Below are 20,280 nucleotides of genomic sequence, written 5' to 3'. Positions count from 1 at the left end.
ACGCGCGTATCGTATTGACATGGATGTCTCACGTCAACAAGCCGCGCCGAACGACGACACCGGACAGGGGGCAGGTCGCGCGGCAGAGCGCGGCGCGCGCGCCCGCACCAGGCGGCTTATGCTGGAGACGGCAACCAGGCTGATGCAGGCCGGCGCGACGCCTTCCGTCAGCGAGGTGGCGGAGGCGGCCGAAGTGTCGCGAGCGACCGCCTATCGCTATTTCCCAAGCCAGGCGGCACTGGTGCAGGCGGTGGTCGACGAGGGGCTTGGCCCGATCCTCACCTGGAAATCCACTTCCGACGATGCGGAGCGTCGGGTCGCCGAACTCTTCGCCGACGCCATGCCGCGCATCGAGGCCTTCGAGGCGACGTTCAAGGCGGCGCTGAAACTGTCGCTCGATCAATGGGCCAGGCGGCAGGCCGGCACGCTGGGCAGCGAGCCCGCCTTCACGCGCGGCCATCGCGTCGACCTGCTGAAGGACGCGATCGCGCCGCTCAAGGGTCAGTTGCCGCCGCGCGAATTCAAGCGTCTGGCGCAGGCGCTGTCGCTGATGTTCGGCGTCGAGGTGCTGATCGTGCTGAAGGACATATGGGGGCTGGACAGCCGCCGGATGATGGCGGTCGCGCAATGGGCGGCGGGCGCGCTGGTGCGGGCTGCCCTGGCGGAATCGGAAGGTGGCGGCGGGTCGGCGGTAATGGCCAAATAAAGCAAATCTGGTTGGACCAGATGGCGTGACCAGTTGTGCATAATAGGCCCGATGAGGTGACCGGAACAAGGTGCATACGTATCAAGGAGTAGGAAAATTAAGGGAAAACAGGCAGATACAGCTGCAAATGGCTTGTCCGGCGATTCTTGATCGCTCAAGAAAGGGCTTGACGTCCGTCCGAAATTGGTAATACCAGATCAGAATAGTCGAAGCGGATCGAAAGTGAAGGTGGCGATCCATTTTCGGCCGGGCGAGGAGGCCCAAACCGGAAAGTGCCATCACGGGAGGAACTATCAGGGCCGGCCTCGTTGCCGGCTCGCATGACACGGTAGAATGCGCACAAGGGAGGAAACATTATGCGCAAGTTAGTGACCAGCGTGCTTGCTGGTATCGGCCTGACGCTTGCCTGCGGAACGTCCGTCTACGCGCAGGAAAAGGAACTCACCATCTTCTGGGCGGAATGGGATCCGGCCAACTATCTGCAGGAACTCGTCAACGACTACACAGCCGAGACCGGCGTGAAGGTCACGGTGCAGACGACGCCATGGCCGGATTTCCAGACCAAGGCTTTCACCGAGTTCAACGCGCATGGCGACGCCTACGACATGGTGGTCGGCGACTCGCAATGGCTCGGCGCCGGTTCGACGCAAGGCCACTATGTCGACCTCACCGACTTCTTCAACAAGCACAAGCTTGGCGACGTGATGGCGCCCGCCACAGTCAAGTACTATGCCGAATACCCTGGCGGTTCCGGCAAATACTGGGCGATCCCGCTCGAAGGCGATGCGATCGGCTGGTCCTATCGCAAGGACTGGTTCGAGGATCCGAAGGAGAAGGAAGCCTTCAAGGCGAAGTACAACTACGACCTCGACGTGCCGAAGACGTATGCGCAGCTGCGCGACATCGCCGAGTTCTTCCACCGTCCGGACCAGAAGCGGTACGGCGTCGCCATCTACACCGACAATTCCTATGACGCGATGGCGATGGGCGTCGAAAGCGCAATCTTCAGCTATGGCGGTGACCTCGGCGACTACGCAACCTACAAGGTCGACGGCATCACCAATTCGAAGGAGGCCGCCGCCGGCCTCGACATGTACAAGGAACTCTACAAGTTCACGCCTCCGGGTTGGGGCAAGACCTTCTTCGTGGAAGACAACCAGGCGATCACCGGCGGCCTCGCCGCGATGAGCATGAACTTCTTCGCCTTCTTCCCGCCGCTGGTAAACAAGGCCACCAATCCATTCGCCGACGCGACCGGCTTCTTCGCCAATCCGGCCGGCCCGGACGGCAAGCGCTTCGCCGCTCTCGGTGGCCAGGGAATTTCAATCGTCTCGTACTCGAAGAACCAGGAAGAGGCGACGAAGTTCCTGGAGTGGTTCATCAAGGACGAGACCCAGAAGAAGTGGGCCGACCTCGGTGGCTACACCTGCAGCCAGGCCGTGCTGAAATCGGAAGCGTTCCAGAACGCCACGCCTTACAACAAGGCGTTCTATGACACGATGTTCATGGTCAAGGATTTCTGGGCGACACCGGAATACGCCGAGGTGCTCGATCAGCTGAACCAGAACATCTATCCGTTCGTGGTCGGCGGCAAAGGCACCGCCCAGGAAGCGCTCGACAAGACCGCCGCCGAATGGAAGGCGACGTTCACCAAGTACAATCGCTACAAGTAAGCATCACATTCAGAATGCCGGAGGAGGGTTTTCCCCTCCGGCATTCCTGTTTCAGGGAGACGCTCGTTGGCTTCGGTAGCCCTCACACATCTCGATCCTGCCTCAAGGGCCGCGGCGCGCGGCTGGTCGGATCTGACCATCCGCAATCTGTTCATCATCCCGACGCTGGTGTTCCTGATCATCTTCAACATCTTCCCGCTGATCTATTCGCTGGGCTATTCCTTCACCAACTTCGCGGCCAACCGGAGCGAGCCCTGGCAGTTCGTCGGCCTGCAGAATTACCGTGAGCTGCTCAGCGACGATCACATCTGGTCGAATTTCATCATCACGGCGAAATACGTCATCGTTTCGGTGGCCGGTCAGATGATCGTTGGCTTCGGCCTGGCGCTGCTGCTCAACCGCAGCTTTCCGATGAAAGGCCTGATCACCACGCTGCTGCTGTTGCCGATGATGATGTCGGCAGCGGTCGTCGGCCTGTTCTGGCAACTGCTCTACAGCCCGTCCTGGGGCCCGATCAACTACGTCTTCGGCCTCGGCGATTTCGCCTGGCTGTCCAACCCGGACAGCGCGCTCTACGCCGTCGCGATCACCGATATCTGGATGTGGTCACCCTTCGTCATGCTGCTTTCGCTGGCCGGCCTGTCGGCCGTGCCGCAGCATCTCTACGAGGCCGCGGCGATCGACCGCGCCGGCTGGTGGTACACCTTCACCCGCATCACCTTGCCGCTGGTCTCGCCGATCCTTCTGATCGCGCTGATCTTCCGCACCATGGAAGCCTTCAAGACCTTCGACATCGCCTACACGATGACGACCCAGCCGACCGCCGAACTGATTGCGATCCGGCTCTACAAGCAGGCGTTCCAGCAGTGGGATACCGGCAAGTCCTGCGCGCTGGCCTACATCGTGCTGATCATGGTGCTGGCCATCACCAACCTCTACGTGAAGTACCTCAACAAGGTGAAGGAGCGCTGAGATGGCCGCCGTCCGCACTTCTTCCGAGGTCGCCCTCAACCGCGCGGCAATCGTCGCGGTGCTGGTCGCGACGCTGATCTTCCTCGCGCCGATCTATTGGATCGCCTCCACCGCGTTCAAGCCGAAGGAACTGGCGGTCAGCGTGCCGCCCACCGTCCTTTTCCAGCCGGAAGTCACGCCCTTCATCCGTCTGTTCACCAAGCGTGTGCAGATGCAGAAGCCGGTCGACCCGCAAGTCTACGAGGCCGCGCCCTGGTGGGAGAAGCGCATCTATGACGGCGGCGAGCGGGTGCTGAAGGTCGGCAAGGACGTGCAGCTTTCGCAGTATCCCAACCGCTTCATGAACAGCCTGATCGTGGCGGTCATCAGCACGGTGCTCGCCGTCGGCATGGGAACCTTCACCGCCTACGGCTTCTCGCGCTTCAAGGTCGCGGGCGAGGCTGACCTTCTCTTCTTCATCCTGTCGACGCGCATGCTGCCGCCGGTGGTCGTGGCGATCCCGATGTTCCTGATGTACCGGATGGTCGGCCTCAACGACTCGCATATCGGCCTGATCATCCTCTACGTCGCCTTCAACCTGTCCTTCTCGGTCTGGCTGATGAAGGGCTTCATGGACGAGATCCCGAAGGAGTACGAGGAGGCTGCGCTGGTCGACGGCTACACGCGCATGCAGGCCTTCTTCAAGATCGTGCTGCCGGAAGCGGCGACCGGCATTGCCGCCACCGCGGTGTTCTGCTTCATCACCGCCTGGAACGAGTACGCCTTCGCGCTGATCATGACCAACCGGCGCGCCCAGACCGCGCCGCCCTTCATTCCCAGCCAGATCGGCTCCGGCCTGCCGGACTGGACGACGATCGCGGCGGGCACGTTCCTGTTCCTGCTGCCGGTCGCGATCTTCACCTTCCTGCTGCGCAACCACCTGCTTCGCGGCGTGACTTTCGGAGCGATCCGCAAATGAGCTTTCGCGCGGTCAACGAGAAGTACCTTTTGCCGGCCTCGCAGATCCTCATGGTGCTGGGCATCATCGCGCTTTGCCAGCCATGGAGCCTCAGCCTGCATTCCTACGGCGTGACGATCATCCTGATCGGGCTGATCGGCTTCAACATCACGTCGAAGATAGCGCCGGAGCGCCCGGAGGAAACCGGCGCCGCAATGCACGAGGGGGCCCGGCAGTGACGCAGATCGAACTTCGCGGCATCGAGAAATTCTTCGGTGCCGTCCAGGTCATCCACAATCTGAACCTCGCCATCGCCGACAACGAGTTCATCGTGCTGCTCGGCCAGTCGGGCTGCGGCAAGACGACGACGCTGCGCGCGATAGCGGGGCTCGAGACGATCGACCAGGGCGACATCTTGATCGACGGCAAGGCGGTGCAGCACCTGAAGGCGGCCGACCGCGACATCGCCATGGTGTTCCAGTCGTTCTCGCTCTACCCGCATATGACGGTGTTCGAGAACATCGCCTTTCCGTTGCGCGCGACGCGCATGGACAGCGGCGAGGTCGACAAGTCGGTTCGCGAGGTCGCCCGGGTCCTGCGCATCACCGAACTGCTCGGCAAGAAGCCGTCGGCGCTGTCCGGCGGTGACATGCAGCGCGTGGCGATCGGCCGGGCGCTGGTGCGGCGTCCGAAGGCGATGCTGATGGACGAGCCGATCGGCGCGCTCGACGCCAAGCTGCGCGAGGAGATGCGAGCCGAGATCAAACGGCTGCACATCAAGCAGGGTTCGACCACGATCTATGTCACCCACGACCAGATCGAGGCGATGAGCCTCGCCGACCGTATCGTCATCATGCATGAGGGCTTCATCCAGCAGGTCGGCACGCCGGACGAGGTCTATTCGCATCCGGCCAATTTGTTCGTCGCCCAATTCGTCGGCAGTCCGGTGATGAACATCACCGAGGCCAGCGTTGCCGAAGCGGCCAGCGCCGCCACCGTCACGGTCGGCGATGCGCCCGCGGGGTTCGAGTTCCCGAGCGCGCTCTTGTCGAAGCTCAATGGCCACGCTGCCAATGGCGGCCTGACGCTGGGTATCCGGCCCGAAGGCGTGCTCGTCCGGCGCGAGGCCGCGCCGGGCTACTTGCCGGTGGAGGCGCATATCATCGAACCGCTCGGCTCCTTCGACATTGTCGACCTCAAGGTCGGCTCCAAGATGCTGCGCGCCCGCACCAAGGCCGGCTACGTCGCCGGCCCCGGCGAGAAGGTGCATGTCCGCATCGATCCCGAGCAGGCGCATTTCTTCGATACGGCAAGCGGCAAGTCATTGGGGGTGAGGCTGTAATGGCCCATATCGAACTGAAGAACATCACCAAGAAGTTCGGTGGCCACACCGCGCTGACGAGTCTCAACCTCGAAATCGCCGACGGCGAATTCTTCGTGCTGCTCGGCGAGACCGGCGCCGGCAAGACGACGACGCTGCGGCTCATTGCCGGGCTCGAGAAGCCGACCGAAGGCCAGGTTTTCATCGACGGCGTCGATGTCGCCGACTGGGGCGCGGCCGAGCGCGACGTTGCGCTGGTGCTGCAGCAATATTCGCTCTACCCGCGGTACACGGTGCGCGAGAACCTCGAATTCCCGTTGAAGCCGAAGATCCGCCGGCTGCCGGACGCCGAGATCAAGGATCGCGTCGCCCGCGCCGCGCGCACGCTCCGGATCGAGCATCTGCTCGACCGCAAGACCGACCGGCTGTCCGGCGGCGAGATGCAGCGCGTCTCGATCGGCCGGGCCATCGTGCGCAAGCCGCGCGTGTTCCTGATGGACGAGCCGCTGTCGGCGCTCGACGCAAAGCTGCGCGAGGCGCTGCGCACGGAACTGAAGAACCTGCAGATGCAGCTCGGCGCCACCTTCCTGTTCGTCACCCACGACCAGATCGAGGCGATGTCGATGGGCGACAAGGTCGGCGTGCTCAACCATGGCCGCATCGTCCAGACCGGCACGCCGCAGGAGATCTACAACAACCCGCGCGACACCTATGTGGCGAGCTTCGTCGGCTCGCCGCCGATGAACCTCATCGACGGCAAGCTCGTCGACAATCGCGCGGTGATGGCGCCGATGAATTTCGAACTGCCGCTTTCAGGAGCCGGCAATGCGGCCGACGGTCGTCCGCTCGTCTTCGGCATTCGTCCGGAGGATGTCTATCTGGAGAGCGGCGCGCCGGTAGAGGCCCACGTTCACGATGTCGAAAACCACGGCGTTGAGAAGATCCTGACGCTCAGGGTCGGCGACACCATGCTGCGCGCCACGGTGCCGGCGAGAACCGATGTCGAGATCGAGCAGCCGGTGCGCTTCGCCTGGAACCCGGACAAGGTGGTGCTGTTCGACAAGGGCAGCGGGGTCAGCCTGCGGCACGCCAGCTAGCCTGACGATTTTCAAGCAACCGGTGTCTGGCTACTTCGGCAGATAGGTCTCGTAGGGCGTGTCGTTGATCAGCAGGATCACGCACTCCGTGTCCGACAGGCAGGCATCGTCGTGCATCTCATTGGCCTTCTGGGTCCAGTAGGACCCTGGCGGCAACTCGACCTTGGTCGCCTCGCCGCCATCCATCTGCCAGTGCGCCCACAGCCCCTGAATAACCACGGCGCGATAGTCTGCGGTATGCGCGTGAACAGGCGCGCGCCAGTTGCCGGGAACTTTGAGCAAGGTTCCCGCCGGGCCCTTTGCACGCTCGCCCCATAGCGGGCCGAGGCGCTGCGGCTGGTCAGGCGCCTCGACAGCGTAAGGGATCTTGCTCGCCGGCAGGTAGCTGTCTTCGAGGGCGAATGCCCGCCCCGGAAAGACGGTGAGCGCGGCGAGCGCAAGCATGGCTGGGTGATTGACCATGGCGGGTTCCTCCGCCGGCCAGCTTAAGCTGCCCCCGCCGGCAGGGAATGACGCTGCGTCCAAAACACTTGGCAATTCCTCCAGGCGACAGGAACCGACCCGCGTTCAGGCGACCGGGCTGTCGTCGCCGTCGCCGGTGTTGCGCAGATGGCTCGGCGCCACGCCCATGACGCGCTTGAAGGCGCGGCTGAAGGACGCCTCGGAATCATAGCCCAGCCTGCTCGCGGCCACCGAAACCCGCATGCCGTCGCGGGCCAGCCATTGCCGCGCCTGGTGCATGCGAACGCTGAGCACATATTTGGCCGGCGTCTCGCCGACCACGGTGGCGAAGCGCTGGGCGAAGGCGGAACGCGAGGCTCCCATCATCCGCGCCAGCGACTCGACCGTCCAGTCGCGGTCCGGGTTCAGGTGGATGGCGGCAAGCACCTTGCCGACATCGGGATTGCGGACGGCGGCGATCCAGCCGGTGGCGTCGCCGCAGCCGTTCTCCACCCACGAGCGGATGATGGTGGCGGCCAGCACATCGGCGAGGCGCGCCAGGATGCCGCCGGAACCGACCCGGTCCATCGTCACCTCGCCGGCCATCGCATCGAGCAGGTGCTGGATGCCCGGCGCGTTCGCCATCAGCTTATGCGCCTGCATCAGGTCCGGCATCATGTCGAGCAGCGGATGCGAGCCGTCGAGGTTGAAATGCATGCTGCCGCAGAACAGCAGGGTCTTGCAGCCATCGCAGCCATTGGAGACGTCGTAGATGTTCTCGCAAACCGGCTCGATGCTGTAGCGGCCGATCGGCACGGCAGGCACGCCCGGCGCGCTGGCCAGAACGTGTTCGTCGCCGCGCGGGATCAATAGCGCGTCGCCGACCGACAGCTCGATCCATTCCTTCGCCGGCGAGAACAGCCAGCATCCCTGCTGGCCGATGAAGTGGAAGCGCGCCGCCTTCTGCGCGGGGAAGGATACCGCCCAGGGCTCCCCCAACACGCAGCGGCCGTAGTCGACGCCATCGAGGCGCAGCCCGCGCAGCATGTCGGTCAAGGGATCGTCGGAAGCCGGCAGTGCGGTTTTGGACGAATTGTAATTCATTTTGGCGTTTCTAGCATGGAAACTCCATCTGGTCACTTCCTATGTTGCATTGCAGCCAAATGTTGCGCCGCAAACAAATCGGACTGACGGAGCGCGCCCGCGAAGCATGTGACGGGTGGAGGCCGAGCCGGTCATTTCCTAAGTGGCGCGCAAACAGATCGGAGATCTTGCCATGACCGAACCCGCCACGGGCGTCATCGACGCCGCTGTTCTGGACAGCCCCGACTCTCAAGAACGATCTGAGCCTGCCTGGGGCGCGGTGGTGTCGCTGGCGCTGGGCGTGTTCGGCCTGGTGACGGCGGAATTCCTGCCGGCCAGCCTGCTGACGCGGCTGGCGCAGGACCTCGGCGTCAGCGAGGGCGCCGCCGGGCAAGCGGTGACCGCGACGGCGGTGGTCGGCGCGATCGCGGCGCCGACCATGGCCATCGTCACCAAGCGGCTGGACCGCCGGCTGGTGATGTGGATGCCGACTGTTCTGCTCATCGTCTCCAATCTGCTCGCAGCCTTTGCTTCCTCGCTGACCATGCTGCTTCTGGCCCGGGTGGTTCTCGGCGTCGCGCTCGGCGGCTTCTGGTCGATGTCGGCGGCGATGGCGCTCAGGCTCGTGCCGATGCGGCTGATGCCGCGCGCCATGTCGATCATCCTCACCGGCGTTTCGGTCGCCACCGTCACCGCCGCGCCGGTCGGCGCCTATGTCGGCGATGTCTGGGGCTGGCGCACCGCCTTCATGATCGCGGCCGTCGTCGGCGCGCTGGCGCTCTTGGTGCAGCTTGCCACCATCCCGCGGCTGCCGCCGGCCGGCGTGGCCAGCGTGCGCACCTTGCTGGAGGTCTTGAAGCGGCCGATGATCAGGGCGGCGCTGCTGGTCGTGCTGCTGGTCGCCTCGGGTCACTTTGCCGGCTTCACCTATGTGCGCCCGTATCTCGAGGTGGTTCCGGTGCTGCCGATCGAGACGATCTCGCTGGTGCTGCTCGGCTACGGCATCGGCGGCTTCTTCGGCAACTTCGCCGGCGGCTTCATGGCCGAGCGCAACCTGAAGGCCGCGGTTGCCCTGGCGCCGCTGCTGATTGCCCTGTCGGCGCTGGTGCTGCTGACGCTTGGCGCATCGCCGGTGACGGCGGCGATCGCCGTCGCCGCCTGGGGCTTCGCCTTCGGCGCGGTGCCGGTCGGGCTGCAGACCTGGCTGGTGCGCGCGGCGCCAGACGAGGCCGAAAGCGCCGGCGGGCTGATGGTCGCCACGTTCCAGGTGGCGATCGCGCTCGGCGCCGTCTTCGGCGGCCTGCTGGTCGACCATGCCGGCGTTGCCAGCGCCTTCGCCTATTGCGGCATCGCAACGCTGCTGGCGGCTCTGGTGGCGGTGCTAATGGGGCCGAAGCGCGCGGGCTAGCCGGCCCCCGCGCGATCATCCTACATCGGCCCGGCAGCCGTCCGGGCCGATGTCGCCGTGATCGCCGCCACGAAGCGCTTCAGGCTGTGCTCGACATAGGCGGTCAGCTCCATTTCGGGATCGAAGCTCCACCACAGCAGCGAGCCCTGCCAGTGCGACGCCATCAGCAGGCCGATGTCCTGGGGCATGCCGGGTATACCGGCGAAACAGTCGGCGAGCACCTTGCTTAGCGCCGCTTTCCAGGCGGCGCCACGTGCCCGCAGCACGGGATCGCGCAGGTCCTCGCGCAGCACCAGCAAACCTTCGGCATAGGATTCGATGTCGCCATAGCCGCTGGATAGACCACCCAACAACCGGATGGCCCCGGCCGGGGTCCTCGGCGTCGAGGCGGACAGCGCTTCGGTTTTCCGGTCGAGCCCGTCCCAGGCATAAAGCAGCGTGCGTTGCTTCAGCTGCGCCTTGCTCCCGAAGCGCTGCACCAGCGTCGACCCCGAGAGGCCGCATGCTCGCGCCAGCCGGTCGAAGGTCAGCGCCTCCGGGCCTTCGGCGTGCATCAGCCGGTAGGCGACCTCCAGCACCTGCTCGTCGGGTTGCGTTTTCGGCCGGGTCATCTTGACATCCATTTATAAACGAATGATCATTTATAAATCAGGAGCGCGGCAAGCGCCAGCCCTCGGTGTGGTGTTTTGGTTCGGGAGGTTTCGATGACGCTTGAGGGAAAGGTCGCCCTTGTCGCCGGCGCAACGCGCGGTGCCGGCCGTGGCATCGCGGTCGAGCTCGGCGCCGCCGGCGCCACCGTCTATGTCACCGGGCGCACGACGCGGACGCAACAGTCGGACTATGGCCGTCCGGAGACGATCGAGGAAACGGCTGAGCTGGTCACCGCGCAAGGCGGCAAGGGCATTGCCGTCCAGGTCGATCATCTGATTGCCGACGATGTGCGCGGACTGGTCGAGCGTATCCGTGCCGAGCAGGGCCGTCTCGATGTCCTGGTCAACGACCTGTGGGGCGGCGAAAGGCTGTTCGAGTGGAACAAGCCGGTCTGGGACCACGATCTCGAGAACGGCTTGCGCCTGCTGCGCCTGGCCATCGACACGCATCTGATCACCGCGCACCACGCGCTGCCGCTGATGATCGAGCGGCCGGGCGGGCTGCATGTCGAAGTCACCGACGGCACGGCCGAATACAATGCAGACCACTACCGGCTGTCGCCATTCTACGACCTCGCCAAGGTGGCGGCGACGCGCATGGCATGGGCGCACGCCAAGGACCTCGCGCCACATGGCGCCACGTCGGTCTCGCTGACGCCCGGCTGGCTGCGTTCCGAAATGATGCTGGAGGCCTTCGGCGTCAGCGAGGCGAACTGGCGCGACGCGACCGCCAAGGTACCGCATTTCGTCATTTCGGAGACGCCACGTTTCGTCGGCCGCGCCGTCGCGGCGCTTGCCGCGGATCCGGAGCGGTCGCGCTGGAACGGGCAGTCGCTGTCCAGCGGCGGGCTGGCGCAGGTCTATGGCTTCACCGATCTCGATGGTTCGCGCCCGGATGCCTGGCGCTATGTCCCGGAGGTCCAGGATGCCGGCAAGCCGGCCGATGCGACCGGGTATCGCTAGAATTGCGCTAGGCCGAGCGACCGTCGAAGTCGAAGATCTGGACCGCGGCAAGGTCGATGCCGTCGAGGCAATTGATGTTGACATAGGCGCTGCGTTCGCTGCCGTCGCCGACGTCCTCGGCGAAGGGATGGATGCCGCAGGAGCGGCAGAAGCGATGGGCGATGGCGCCCTTGCCAAAGGTGTAACGGCCGAGGTCGTCGCCCCAGGCGAGCAGCCGCAGGTTCCGATGCGGCACCGCCCAGAGCAATGCCGCCTTGCGGGCGCAGATCGAGCAGTTGCAGCGCACGGCTCCGCCGAGCTCGCCCTCGACCTCGAACGCCACCTTGCCGCAGTGGCAGCCGCCTTTGTAGAGCATCGTTGCTTCTCTCCCTTCGGCCCGGCAGTGCAAATATGCCTGATCCAACTTGTTGGAGCATGATCTTTCCGAAAACCGGTTCCCGCTTTTCGGGATCATGCTCTAAAGACGTTGCAGCCTTGCGGAGTCCGACACCGAACATGCACCCAGTCCGCGATCATCTCGAAATTCTGCTGTCGCGTCTGGCGGCCCGCGCGAGCAACGAGAGCGTGTTCGTGCGGCTCTACCCGGAAGCAGCGCGAGCCGCCGCCGACGCCAGTGATGCGCGGCGGAAGGCCGGCGTGACGCTCGGGCCGCTCGATGGCACGATCGTCTCGATCAAGGATCTGTTCGACGTCGCCGGCGAGCCGACCACGGCCGGCTCGCTGATGCTCAGGACAGCGGCCCCCGCCTTGCGCGATGCCGCGATCGTCGGCCGGCTGCGCCAAGCCGGCGCGGTCATCCTCGGCAAGACCAACATGACCGAATTCGCCTTCACCGCGATCGGCGACAACCAGCACTACGGCACGCCCGGCAACGCTACCGACGCCAGCCTGATACCGGGCGGCTCGTCCTCGGGCGCCGGGGTGTCGGTGGGTGAAGGCACCTGCGACATCGCCATCGGCTCCGACACCGGCGGTTCGGTGCGCATACCGGCATCGCTGAATGGCGTGGTGGGTTTCAAGCCCACGGCGCGGCGCGTACCATTGGCCGGTGCCTATCCACTGTCCGCGACGCTGGATTCGATCGGGCCACTGGCGCTGAGTGTCGCCGCATGCGCCGTCGCCGACGCCGCGATGGCCGGCGAGGAGATGCCGCCCCTGCACCTGCCGTTGCCGCTTGCCGGTCTTCGTATCGGGATCCCGCGCGGCGTTCTTTTCGACGACACCGAAAGCGAGGTGGCGACCGCGTTCGATCGATGCCTGGGCAAGGTCGAGCAGGCCGGCGCGCGGATCGCGGACCTGTCGGTCGAGGACCTGCTTGCCGACATGCGCGCGGCGACCAGGCGCGCCACAATCGCGTCGATGGAGGGCGCCGAGGTCCATGCCGACTGGCTGACGACGGGCGCATCCGTGCCGGTCGATCCGCATGTCAGCGGGCCGTTATCGCGCGCCCTGGCTATCCCCGCATCGGTCTATATCCGGACACTACGCCGCCGCTCTGCGCTGGCCGCCGCGATGGACGAGCGCCTGGCCAGCGTCGACGTGCTGGCCCTGCCGACGACGCCGGTGACCGCGCCGACCATCGCTTCGATGGCAAGCGACGTGGCGTTGCGTGACCGGACCGAAGGCCTGCTGCTGCGCAACACCCAGGTCGCCAACCAGTTCGATCTCTGCGCGATCTCGCTGCCGATGCCTGGAACGGCGCGCCCGGCCGGGCTGATGCTGGTGGCACGCAACGGCCAAGACCGGCATCTGCTGCGCATCGCGGCAGAAGTGGAGCGGCTGCTCGGTTGATGACCGGCGCGCCGTGTCAGCGCGACGAACAGTGCCGGCGCTCGCTTGGCCTCGCGGTCCGTTCGATGCCGGTCGCGACCAGCGTCCGCACGATCTGCCGCTTGCCGTTGAAGGTCTGGGTCCTGGTCTCGATCGAGCCGGCAATCACGATCGTGCCGGCGTAGAGCTTGTCCTGGAGGTCGAGCGCCTTGTCTTCCTGCGGCAGGCCGTCGATGTCAATCACGACGCCCCTGATGATCTCGCCCGTGGCGAGCTCGAGCGCGCTGTTGGAAGGGCAGGGCGCCGCGATGCAGCGCAGGCCGTTGTCGCAGAACACATAGCCGTCCTGCCCGTCAGCCAAGGCCTGCACGGCCGTAGCGCAGAGGCTCGCGGCAAGAAGGGAAAGGCGGGCGATCGACATGGCGGCAATGTCCCCGTCGAATCCGTGAAAATTGAGGCGCCGCTGGTGACGAGCTACGCTACAGGTCGATCGGGAAGCGCCGCCGGTAGTGCGCGGTCACTTCCGGGTTGCGCAGATTGACCGGCAATTTGTTGGCGAGCACGAGCAGCGCTTCGCCGGCGGCGCCGACGCCCATGCGCATCATCGATTCCTCGGTGATCCCCGCCATGTGCGGGGTGACGATGACATTGTCGAAGCCGAAATAGGGATGGTTCGGCGGCAGCGGCTGCGTCGCAAAGACATCGAGCGCGGCACCGCCGATGCTGCCCTTGCGCAAGGCCTCGATCAGCGCGTCGTCGTCGACTACGGGCCCGCGCGAGACATTGATCAGCAGCGCGTTGGGCTTCATGCGCGAAATGCGCTCGCGGCTGATCAGGCCGCGCGTCTCCGGTGTCAGCGGGCAGCAAAGCACGACGATGTCGCTCTGCTCGACCAGGGCGTCGATCGACAGGAAGCCGACCTTGTCGGGCGCCGGGCGCATGCTGCGCGTCGTCGCCACCACATTGAGGTCGAAGCCGTGCGCGGCGATATGGCCGACCGCCTGGCCGACCGCGCCGAGGCCGACAATGCCGATGGTCTTGCCGGCGAGCTCGGTGTTGGCGTTGGCGTGGTCGCGTCCGGCGAGCCAACCCTTGGCGCGCAGGTCGCGATCGACCATGCGAAAACGCCGAAGCAAAGCCAGCGTCACGAACATCACGTGCTCGGCGACCGAGCGCGCATTGACCGCCGGCACGTTCGCCACAAGCACGCCGGCCGCTGTCGCCGCCTCGACCGGGATCATGTCCAGCCCGGCGCCATGCCGGATCGCGGCGCGCAGCTTCGCGGCGCCGTCGAAAAGCTCTGCCGGCAGCGGCGCACGGACGATGACGACATCGGCATCCTTCGCTTCGGCGGCAAGCGTCCTGCCATCGAGGGCGGAAGCGACGACCAGCCTGCCCGCCCCGGCCAGCATGGCGGAGGCGCGCGGATGCAGCGGATGCGTCGACAGGATTCTGGGCATGTGGCTCCCGTTTGTTTGCCGCATTTCCGCGACGCCAGGCGATGCCGCCTGGCTGCAAAATGCTCTAGGCCTTTTCGAGCGCCGGGCTCGTCGGCTCCGTCCCGCGGCCCTCGATCAGGCCTTTCCAATAGCTTTCGGCGCCCTGCAGGTGGGCGTTCATCAGCGCCTGAGCGAGGTTGCCATCGCGGCGCAGCAGCGCCTCGTAGATCTGGATGTGCTCGGCATGCGAGCGCACGCTGCGTTCGGGGTCGTTGAAATAGATCGGCAGGCGCTGCTCGCCCATCAGGTAGTAGACGCTGCAGATGTTGTGGAAGATGCCGTTCTTGGTGGCGCGCACGATCTCAAGGTGGAACTCGCGGTCTTCCTTGGCCAGGCCCTCGCCGGCGGCGATACGCTCCTCAGAGGCTTTCAGGATCTCGCGCAGCCGTTCGAAATTCTCCTCGGTGGCGCGCGAGCAGGCAAGCTCGGCGGCCTTGATCTCGTGGATCTTGCGCAGCTCGACCGTTTCGTAGATCTGGATCGGATCGAGCGGCAGGCCGGCGCGGGCGAACAGAGCCAAGGCTTCGACGCTCGCCTGTTTGGTGTCGACATAGATGCCGGATTTGGCGCGGCGCTCGACGATGCGCATGGCCTCGAGAATGGCCAGCGCCTCGCGGATCTGGCCGCGGCTGACCGAGAAATGCTCGGCCAGTTCACGCTCCGACGGCGTGCGGCCCGTCTCCTTGTCCGAACTGGAGAACAGAAAGGCGGCGAGTTCCGCGAGAAGGTTCTTTTCTTTCATCGTCAGCAGCGTTGCGCGTGCGCCTCCAGGAACCGTTCCGAAATTGTGAATCCCAATCCGGGCTTTTCAGGGATCGCTATCATACCGTCCTTCGCTTCGACAGTCTCTTCGACAAGATCGTGGATCATGGGGTTGGCGCCGAGCGAATATTCGATGGTGAAGCTCGCCGGCGACGCCGCGCAGACATGCAGACCGGCAAAGAAGCAGGGCGCGCCGGCCCACAGATGCGGCGCAAAACGCAGGTTGAAGGCGCTGGCGATGGTGCCGATCTTCATCGCCTCGCTGATGCCGCCGCAAAAAGCGGGGTCCGGCTGGAAAATGTCGGCCGACTTCAGAACGGCGAGATCGCGGAAGGCGTAGCGGGTCGCCTCGCTCTCGCCGGTAGCGATCGGGATGGTGGACGAGGCCCGTACCTCGGCCAAGCCCGGCTTGTCGTCGGCGATCACCGGCTCCTCGAACCAGGCAAGGTCGAGGTCGCCGGCGAGCTGGATGAAGCGCTTTGCCTCGGCCACCGTATAGGTGCCATGCGCGTCGACCATCAGCTCGACTTCGGGGCCAAGCGCCTCCCTTGCCGCGCGGACGCGAGCGGCGGAAATATGCGGGGCGCCATCCATGGCGCCGATGCGCATCTTCAGCGCCTTGAAGCCGCCCTTGGCGATGTAGGATTTGAGCTGCTCGCCGATGGTCTCCGCCGGCGCCCAGCCGCCGGAAGCGTAGGCCTGCATGCGCTCGACCTTGCGGCCGCCGAGCAGCCGCCAGACAGGCTGGCCAAGCGACTTGCCGAGGATGTCCCAGAGCGCGATGTCGACGGCGCTGATGGCGGCAACGCTCATGCCACGCCGCGCCAGCTGCGGCATGGCGTGCCCGGCATGGGCCGCGGTGTGGTGGCGCACGCCGTTGTAGAGCATCTCCCAGATGACGCCGATGTCGGCCGGGTCGCGGCCGACGAGCTGCGGCCCAACCTCGTGGTTCAGCATATGGACCAGCGCGCCATAGCTGCCGGCGCTGCCGGCGGCGTTCTTGCCCTCGCCCCAGCCGACCAGGCCGTCATCGGTTTCGATGCGCAGGATGGCGGCGTCGAACGTCGTCACCTGACCGAAATCGCTGCGGTGCTGCTTCGCCGCTGCGATCGGTATGCGAACCCACCAGGCTTGGACCGTCTTGATGCGCATGGCCATCCCCGGCCCCGCCGCCCGTTCGGGCGGAAGGGCGTCTTCCTTTCGACCGGCTATTTGATCAGCGGCAGCAGCGTTTCGGCGGTGATGCGCATCTGGTCGGTGTAGAACTTCTCCGTCAGCACGCTGGAGCCGTGATCCTGGATGAATTTCAGCTGCTCGGGCGAGATGTCGACCGGATGTCGCTCGACCATGTCGGGATAGGGCGCGGCCGGCGTGCGGTCGACGGGGGCCACGAACTCATTGGTCAGCGCGCCGTCGTAGCCGATCTCCTTCAGCGTGCGCACGATCCGCGGCCAGTCGATCTGGCCAAGGCCGGCGGCGAAGCGGTTGTTGTCGGCGACGTGGAAGTCGAACAGGCGTTTGCCAACCTGGCGGATGGCGTCATAGACGTTAAATTCCTCCATGTGGATGTGATAGGCGTCGAGGCAGACGCCGCATTCCGGGCTGACCGCGTCGGCAAGCGCGAGCGCCTGCGCGCCGCGGTTGAACAGATAGGTCTCGAAGCGGTTGAGCGGCTCGACCGCGACCTTGACGCCGACTTTCTTGGCGTGCGCGAAGCACTCGCGAGTGGCGTCGACCACCCAGCCCCATTCCTCCGCCTCGGTGCCGTCGGGCACCACCTTGCCGACGGTGGCGGGAACCAGCGTGATGATCTCGCCCTCGAGCTCGCTCACCATGGTCAGCACGTCCTTGACGTATTGCACCGAGCGCTCGCGCTGGCCCTGGTCCTTGGCGGCGAGGTTGCGTTCGCCCAGCATCAGCGTCACCGAGCCCCAGCAGCGGATGCCGTGCTCCTTCAAGAGCGCGCGCGTCTCCTTGGTCTTGTACTGCTCGGGCTCGCCGGAAATCTCGATCGACTCATAGCCGAATTTCTTGATGCGCTTCAGCGTCACCTCCAGCGGCTCCGCCCGCATCCAGTTGTGCGTCGAAAGATGCATGGTCTATCCTTCCCAGAATTCGCCTGTCACGTTCTCCCGCGGCGCTCTCCCGCGGAGCCCGCCGCCAGTTTCCTCCCCAAGGCGTTCCAGCATTTTTTTGGCAAACTGGTTCGACCAATTGGGCCTTTTTGATGGTCTACAGCAATTTCGAATGGACGGCAAGAAGCCGACCAACGCCGCCCGTTTACGAAGTTACCGTATTGAATAATATGTAATTTTTCGATCGCGACGGATTACCCGTGGCGCGGTTTTGCCATGCTCGGCCGCTTGACCAAACAACATTATTTGGTAATACCAGAATTGCGGCGTGTTCAAATCGCCGACATGAAAGACCAAAGAGACTGGCCCCGTCCGCAATCGGCGCTATGCTCGGTCGCGATGAAAAAAGAGGGAGGATGCCGATGCCGTCGACGATGAAGGGTCCCGGTCTGTTTCTGGCGCAGTTCGCGGGCGATGCCGCGCCGTTCAATTCGTTGCCGTCGATCACCAAATGGGCCGCCGGTCTGGGTTACAAGGGCGTGCAGATCCCGACCTGGGACGCGCGGCTGTTCGACCTGGAAAAGGCGGCGACCTCCAAGGCCTATTGCGACGAGGTGAAAGGCATCTGCGCCGATGCCGGCGTCGAGATCACCGAACTGTCGACGCATCTGCAAGGGCAACTGGTGGCGGTGCATCCGGCCTATGACGCGCAGTTCGACGGGTTCGCGCCGGCTTCGGTGCACAACAATCCGAAGGCCAGGCAGCAATGGGCGGTCGAGCAGATGAAGTTCGGCGCCAAGGCGTCGAAGAACCTGGGGCTGAAGGCCTCGGTCTCCTTCTCCGGAGCACTGGCTTTCCCCTACCTCTACCCATGGCCGCAGCGGCCGGCCGGGCTGATCGAGGAGGCTTTCGCCGAACTCGGCAAACGCTGGAAGCCGATCCTCGACGTCTATGACGAGAACGGCGTCGACATCGGTTACGAAATCCATCCGGGCGAGGATGTGTTCGACGGCGCCACCTTCGAGATGTTCCTCGACGCGGTGGGCGGCCACAAGCGCTGCAACATCAACTACGACCCGTCGCACTTCCTCTTGCAGCAGCTCGACTATCTCGAATTCATCGACATCTACCACGAGCGCATCAAGGCGTTTCACGCCAAGGACGCGGAGTTCAATCCGACGGGGCGGCAAGGCGTCTATTCCGGCTATCAGGGCTGGACCAACCGGGCCGGGCGGTTCCGTTCGCTCGGCGACGGGCAGGTCGATTTCGGCGGCATCTTTTCCAAGCTCACCCAGTACGGCTACGATTCCTGGGCGGTGCTGGAATGGGAATGCTGCCTGAAGCATCCGGAGGATGGCGCCGCCGAAGGCGCGCCCTTCATCCAGCATCACATCATCCGGGTGACGGAGAAGGCGTTCGACGACTTCGCCGGCGGCGCGACCGACAAGAAGGCGCTGCGCGCGATGATGGGAATCTAGTACTTCCTTCCCTCCCCCTCGAAGGGAGGGTGGCCCAAAGGGCCGGGCGGGGTCGGCTCGAACTCCACGCCCGGCAACCCCACCCGATCCGCTGCCCGGATCGACCTCCCCTCGAGGGGAGGCAAGCACCAACGAGGGAGACAGGAATGGTCGGCGCATCGAAGTCAGAAACGGGAGGCGGCCCGATCCGCTATGGCATGGTCGGCGGCGGGCAAGGCGCCTTCATCGGCGCGGTGCACCGGATCGCGGCCAGGCTGGACAACGACTTCGTCCTGGTGGCCGGCGCGCTGTCTGCCAACCCGGAACGCGCAAAGGCATCGGCCGCCGAGCTCGGGCTCGATCCGGCGCGCAGCTACGGCTCCTACGCCGAAATGGCCAAGGCCGAGGCGAAGCGGCCCGACGGCATCGAGGCGGTGGCGATCGTCACCCCCAACAACGTGCATGTGCCGGCGGCCAAGGCGTTCCTCGAGGCCGGCATCCACGTCATCTGCGACAAGCCGCTGGCGACCACGCTCGCCGAGGCGAAGAAGCTTGCCGCCCTGGTCGAGAAGACCGGCAAGGTGTTCGTGCTCACCCACAACTACACCGCCTATCCGATGATCAGGCAGGCGCGCGAGATGGTGGCCAAGGGCCAGCTCGGCGACATCCGCATCGTACAGTCGGAATATCCGCAGGACTGGCTGACCGAGGACCTCGCCGCGACCGGCCAGAAGCAGGCGGCGTGGCGCTCCGACCCGAAGCAGGCGGGCGCCGGCGGCGCGCTCGGCGACATCGGCACGCATGCCTACAACCTGGCGCGCTTCGTCTCCGGGCTGGAGCTCGATACGCTGTCGGCCGATCTCGACGCCTTCGTGCCGGGGCGGCAGCTCGACGACAACATCAACGTCATGCTGCGCTTCAAGCCGGTCGGCAAGGCGCATCCGGCCAAGGGCATGATCTGGGCCAGCCAGGTGGCGCCCGGCCACGAGAACGGGCTGAAGCTGCGCATCTACGGCTCGAAGGGCGGGCTGGAATGGGTGCAGGCCGATCCGAACTACTTGTGGTATACGCCGTTCGGCCAACCGAAGCAGCTTTTGACCCGCGCCGGCGCCGGCGCGCTGCCGTCCGCCGGGCGTGTGACCCGTGTTCCCTCGGGCCATCCGGAAGGCTATTTGGAAGGTTTCGCCAACATCTATCAGGAGGCCGCCCGCGCCATCCGCGCGGCGCGCAGGAAGGGCGGCAAGCCGGCAAAGGATGTCGTCTTCCCGACGATTGCCGACGGCGTTGAAGGCATGGCCTTCATCGAGGCCTGCGTGAAGTCGTCGAAGAAGAATGGGGCGTGGACGAAGCTCTAGGGGTGTCGATATTCAGGCGAGGCCGGTCTGCGAACGGCGGCTTCCTGCGCTTCCGGTGCTCGCGTACTTAAGTGCGCTCCGCTCCGGTTCTCGGAAGCCACCGTTCTCGAC

General features: G+C 65.2%; 21 protein-coding genes. 12 read left to right on the top strand and 9 right to left on the bottom strand.

Going from position 1 to position 20,280, the window contains the following annotated elements; all coding sequences use genetic code 11:
- Window positions 1-19 precede the first annotated feature (19 nt).
- From EN786_RS03750 to EN786_RS03720, 7 genes are all read left to right on the top strand, one after another.
- A complete protein-coding gene (locus EN786_RS03750) occupies window positions 20-706 on the top strand; it encodes a TetR/AcrR family transcriptional regulator (protein ID WP_128272478.1) in 687 nt (228 codons plus the stop codon).
- Between the two features lie 356 nt (window positions 707-1,062).
- Window positions 1,063-2,379 (top strand): extracellular solute-binding protein, encoded by a 1,317-nt coding sequence (locus tag EN786_RS03745; RefSeq protein WP_127284650.1) that lies wholly within the window; start codon window positions 1,063-1,065, stop codon window positions 2,377-2,379.
- Between the two features lie 66 nt (window positions 2,380-2,445).
- Window positions 2,446-3,351: a sugar ABC transporter permease gene (locus EN786_RS03740; protein WP_127393375.1), complete on the top strand. Its 906-nt coding sequence runs from the start codon at window positions 2,446-2,448 to the stop codon at window positions 3,349-3,351.
- 1 nt (window position 3,352) lies between these two features.
- The gene (locus EN786_RS03735) at window positions 3,353-4,309 is read left to right on the top strand and encodes a carbohydrate ABC transporter permease (RefSeq protein WP_127284649.1); all 957 of its coding nucleotides are present in this window, start codon (window positions 3,353-3,355) and stop codon (window positions 4,307-4,309) included.
- Complete coding sequence (locus EN786_RS03730) at window positions 4,306-4,527, top strand: hypothetical protein (RefSeq protein WP_127284648.1); 222 nt, start codon at window positions 4,306-4,308, stop codon at window positions 4,525-4,527. The genes EN786_RS03735 and EN786_RS03730 overlap by 4 nt, the downstream gene beginning before the upstream one ends.
- On the top strand, window positions 4,524-5,630 hold the full coding sequence (locus EN786_RS03725) for an ABC transporter ATP-binding protein (protein WP_127311169.1): 1,107 nt from the start codon (window positions 4,524-4,526) through the stop codon (window positions 5,628-5,630). The genes EN786_RS03730 and EN786_RS03725 overlap by 4 nt, the downstream gene beginning before the upstream one ends.
- Window positions 5,630-6,706, top strand: coding sequence for an ABC transporter ATP-binding protein (locus tag EN786_RS03720; protein WP_127284646.1), 1,077 nt, complete (start codon window positions 5,630-5,632; stop codon window positions 6,704-6,706). The genes EN786_RS03725 and EN786_RS03720 overlap by 1 nt, the downstream gene beginning before the upstream one ends.
- Before the next feature lie 30 nt (window positions 6,707-6,736).
- Here EN786_RS03720 and EN786_RS03715 read toward each other — a convergent pair whose 3' ends face one another.
- Both EN786_RS03715 and EN786_RS03710 read right to left on the bottom strand, forming a co-directional pair.
- Entirely contained in the window at window positions 6,737-7,168 is a 432-nt protein-coding gene (locus EN786_RS03715; RefSeq protein ID WP_127311170.1) for a DUF4437 domain-containing protein, read from the bottom strand.
- A gap of 105 nt (window positions 7,169-7,273) precedes the next feature.
- Window positions 7,274-8,251: an AraC family transcriptional regulator gene (locus tag EN786_RS03710; RefSeq protein WP_127311171.1), complete on the bottom strand. Its 978-nt coding sequence runs from the start codon at window positions 8,249-8,251 to the stop codon at window positions 7,274-7,276.
- A gap of 172 nt (window positions 8,252-8,423) precedes the next feature.
- Between EN786_RS03710 and EN786_RS03705 the strand changes: the two genes are divergently transcribed.
- Window positions 8,424-9,638 carry an MFS transporter gene (locus EN786_RS03705; RefSeq protein ID WP_127311172.1) on the top strand — a complete coding sequence of 405 codons (1,215 nt, stop codon included), beginning with the start codon at window positions 8,424-8,426 and terminating at the stop codon, window positions 9,636-9,638.
- A gap of 20 nt (window positions 9,639-9,658) precedes the next feature.
- Here EN786_RS03705 and EN786_RS03700 read toward each other — a convergent pair whose 3' ends face one another.
- The gene (locus EN786_RS03700; protein ID WP_189340611.1) at window positions 9,659-10,249 is read right to left on the bottom strand and encodes a helix-turn-helix domain-containing protein; all 591 of its coding nucleotides are present in this window, start codon (window positions 10,247-10,249) and stop codon (window positions 9,659-9,661) included.
- Between the two features lie 93 nt (window positions 10,250-10,342).
- On the opposite strand from EN786_RS03700, the gene EN786_RS03695 reads away from it, so the two are divergent.
- On the top strand, window positions 10,343-11,251 hold the full coding sequence (locus EN786_RS03695) for an SDR family oxidoreductase (protein ID WP_127311174.1): 909 nt from the start codon (window positions 10,343-10,345) through the stop codon (window positions 11,249-11,251).
- A 7-nt stretch (window positions 11,252-11,258) separates the two neighbouring features.
- On the opposite strand, the gene EN786_RS03690 is transcribed toward EN786_RS03695, so the two are convergent.
- The gene (locus tag EN786_RS03690) at window positions 11,259-11,606 is read right to left on the bottom strand and encodes a GFA family protein (RefSeq protein WP_127311175.1); all 348 of its coding nucleotides are present in this window, start codon (window positions 11,604-11,606) and stop codon (window positions 11,259-11,261) included.
- A 140-nt stretch (window positions 11,607-11,746) separates the two neighbouring features.
- Between EN786_RS03690 and EN786_RS03685 the strand changes: the two genes are divergently transcribed.
- Window positions 11,747-13,042 (top strand): amidase, encoded by a 1,296-nt coding sequence (locus EN786_RS03685; protein ID WP_135907976.1) that lies wholly within the window; start codon window positions 11,747-11,749, stop codon window positions 13,040-13,042.
- Window positions 13,043-13,058: 16 nt separating this feature from the next.
- Here EN786_RS03685 and EN786_RS03680 read toward each other — a convergent pair whose 3' ends face one another.
- The 5 genes from EN786_RS03680 to EN786_RS03660 all read right to left on the bottom strand — a co-directional run bounded on the left by EN786_RS03680 (window position 13,059) and on the right by EN786_RS03660 (window position 17,378).
- Window positions 13,059-13,442 (bottom strand): hypothetical protein, encoded by a 384-nt coding sequence (locus EN786_RS03680; RefSeq protein WP_127310231.1) that lies wholly within the window; start codon window positions 13,440-13,442, stop codon window positions 13,059-13,061.
- Between the two features lie 58 nt (window positions 13,443-13,500).
- On the bottom strand, window positions 13,501-14,481 hold the full coding sequence (locus EN786_RS03675) for a hydroxyacid dehydrogenase (protein WP_127310230.1): 981 nt from the start codon (window positions 14,479-14,481) through the stop codon (window positions 13,501-13,503).
- Between the two features lie 64 nt (window positions 14,482-14,545).
- Window positions 14,546-15,262 carry a FadR/GntR family transcriptional regulator gene (locus tag EN786_RS03670; protein WP_127310229.1) on the bottom strand — a complete coding sequence of 239 codons (717 nt, stop codon included), beginning with the start codon at window positions 15,260-15,262 and terminating at the stop codon, window positions 14,546-14,548.
- Between the two features lie 2 nt (window positions 15,263-15,264).
- On the bottom strand, window positions 15,265-16,434 hold the full coding sequence (locus EN786_RS03665) for a mandelate racemase/muconate lactonizing enzyme family protein (RefSeq protein ID WP_127284122.1): 1,170 nt from the start codon (window positions 16,432-16,434) through the stop codon (window positions 15,265-15,267).
- 56 nt (window positions 16,435-16,490) lie between these two features.
- Window positions 16,491-17,378: a sugar phosphate isomerase/epimerase gene (locus EN786_RS03660; protein WP_127310228.1), complete on the bottom strand. Its 888-nt coding sequence runs from the start codon at window positions 17,376-17,378 to the stop codon at window positions 16,491-16,493.
- 401 nt (window positions 17,379-17,779) lie between these two features.
- Here EN786_RS03660 and EN786_RS03655 point away from each other — a divergent pair, with 401 nt between their 5' ends.
- Window positions 17,780-18,835, top strand: coding sequence for a sugar phosphate isomerase/epimerase (locus tag EN786_RS03655; RefSeq protein ID WP_127284120.1), 1,056 nt, complete (start codon window positions 17,780-17,782; stop codon window positions 18,833-18,835).
- A 146-nt stretch (window positions 18,836-18,981) separates the two neighbouring features.
- Window positions 18,982-20,169, top strand: a complete 1,188-nt coding sequence (locus EN786_RS03650) for a Gfo/Idh/MocA family oxidoreductase (protein WP_127284119.1) — start codon at window positions 18,982-18,984, stop codon at window positions 20,167-20,169.
- Window positions 20,170-20,280 lie beyond the last annotated feature (111 nt).

Origin of the sequence: Mesorhizobium sp. M4B.F.Ca.ET.143.01.1.1 (genome assembly GCF_004792275.1) — a bacterium.
Lineage (GTDB): Bacteria > Pseudomonadota > Alphaproteobacteria > Rhizobiales > Rhizobiaceae > Mesorhizobium > Mesorhizobium abyssinicae.
Note: the sequence above shows the minus strand (reverse complement) of the source record. Positions and strands in the feature narration are given on the sequence as shown.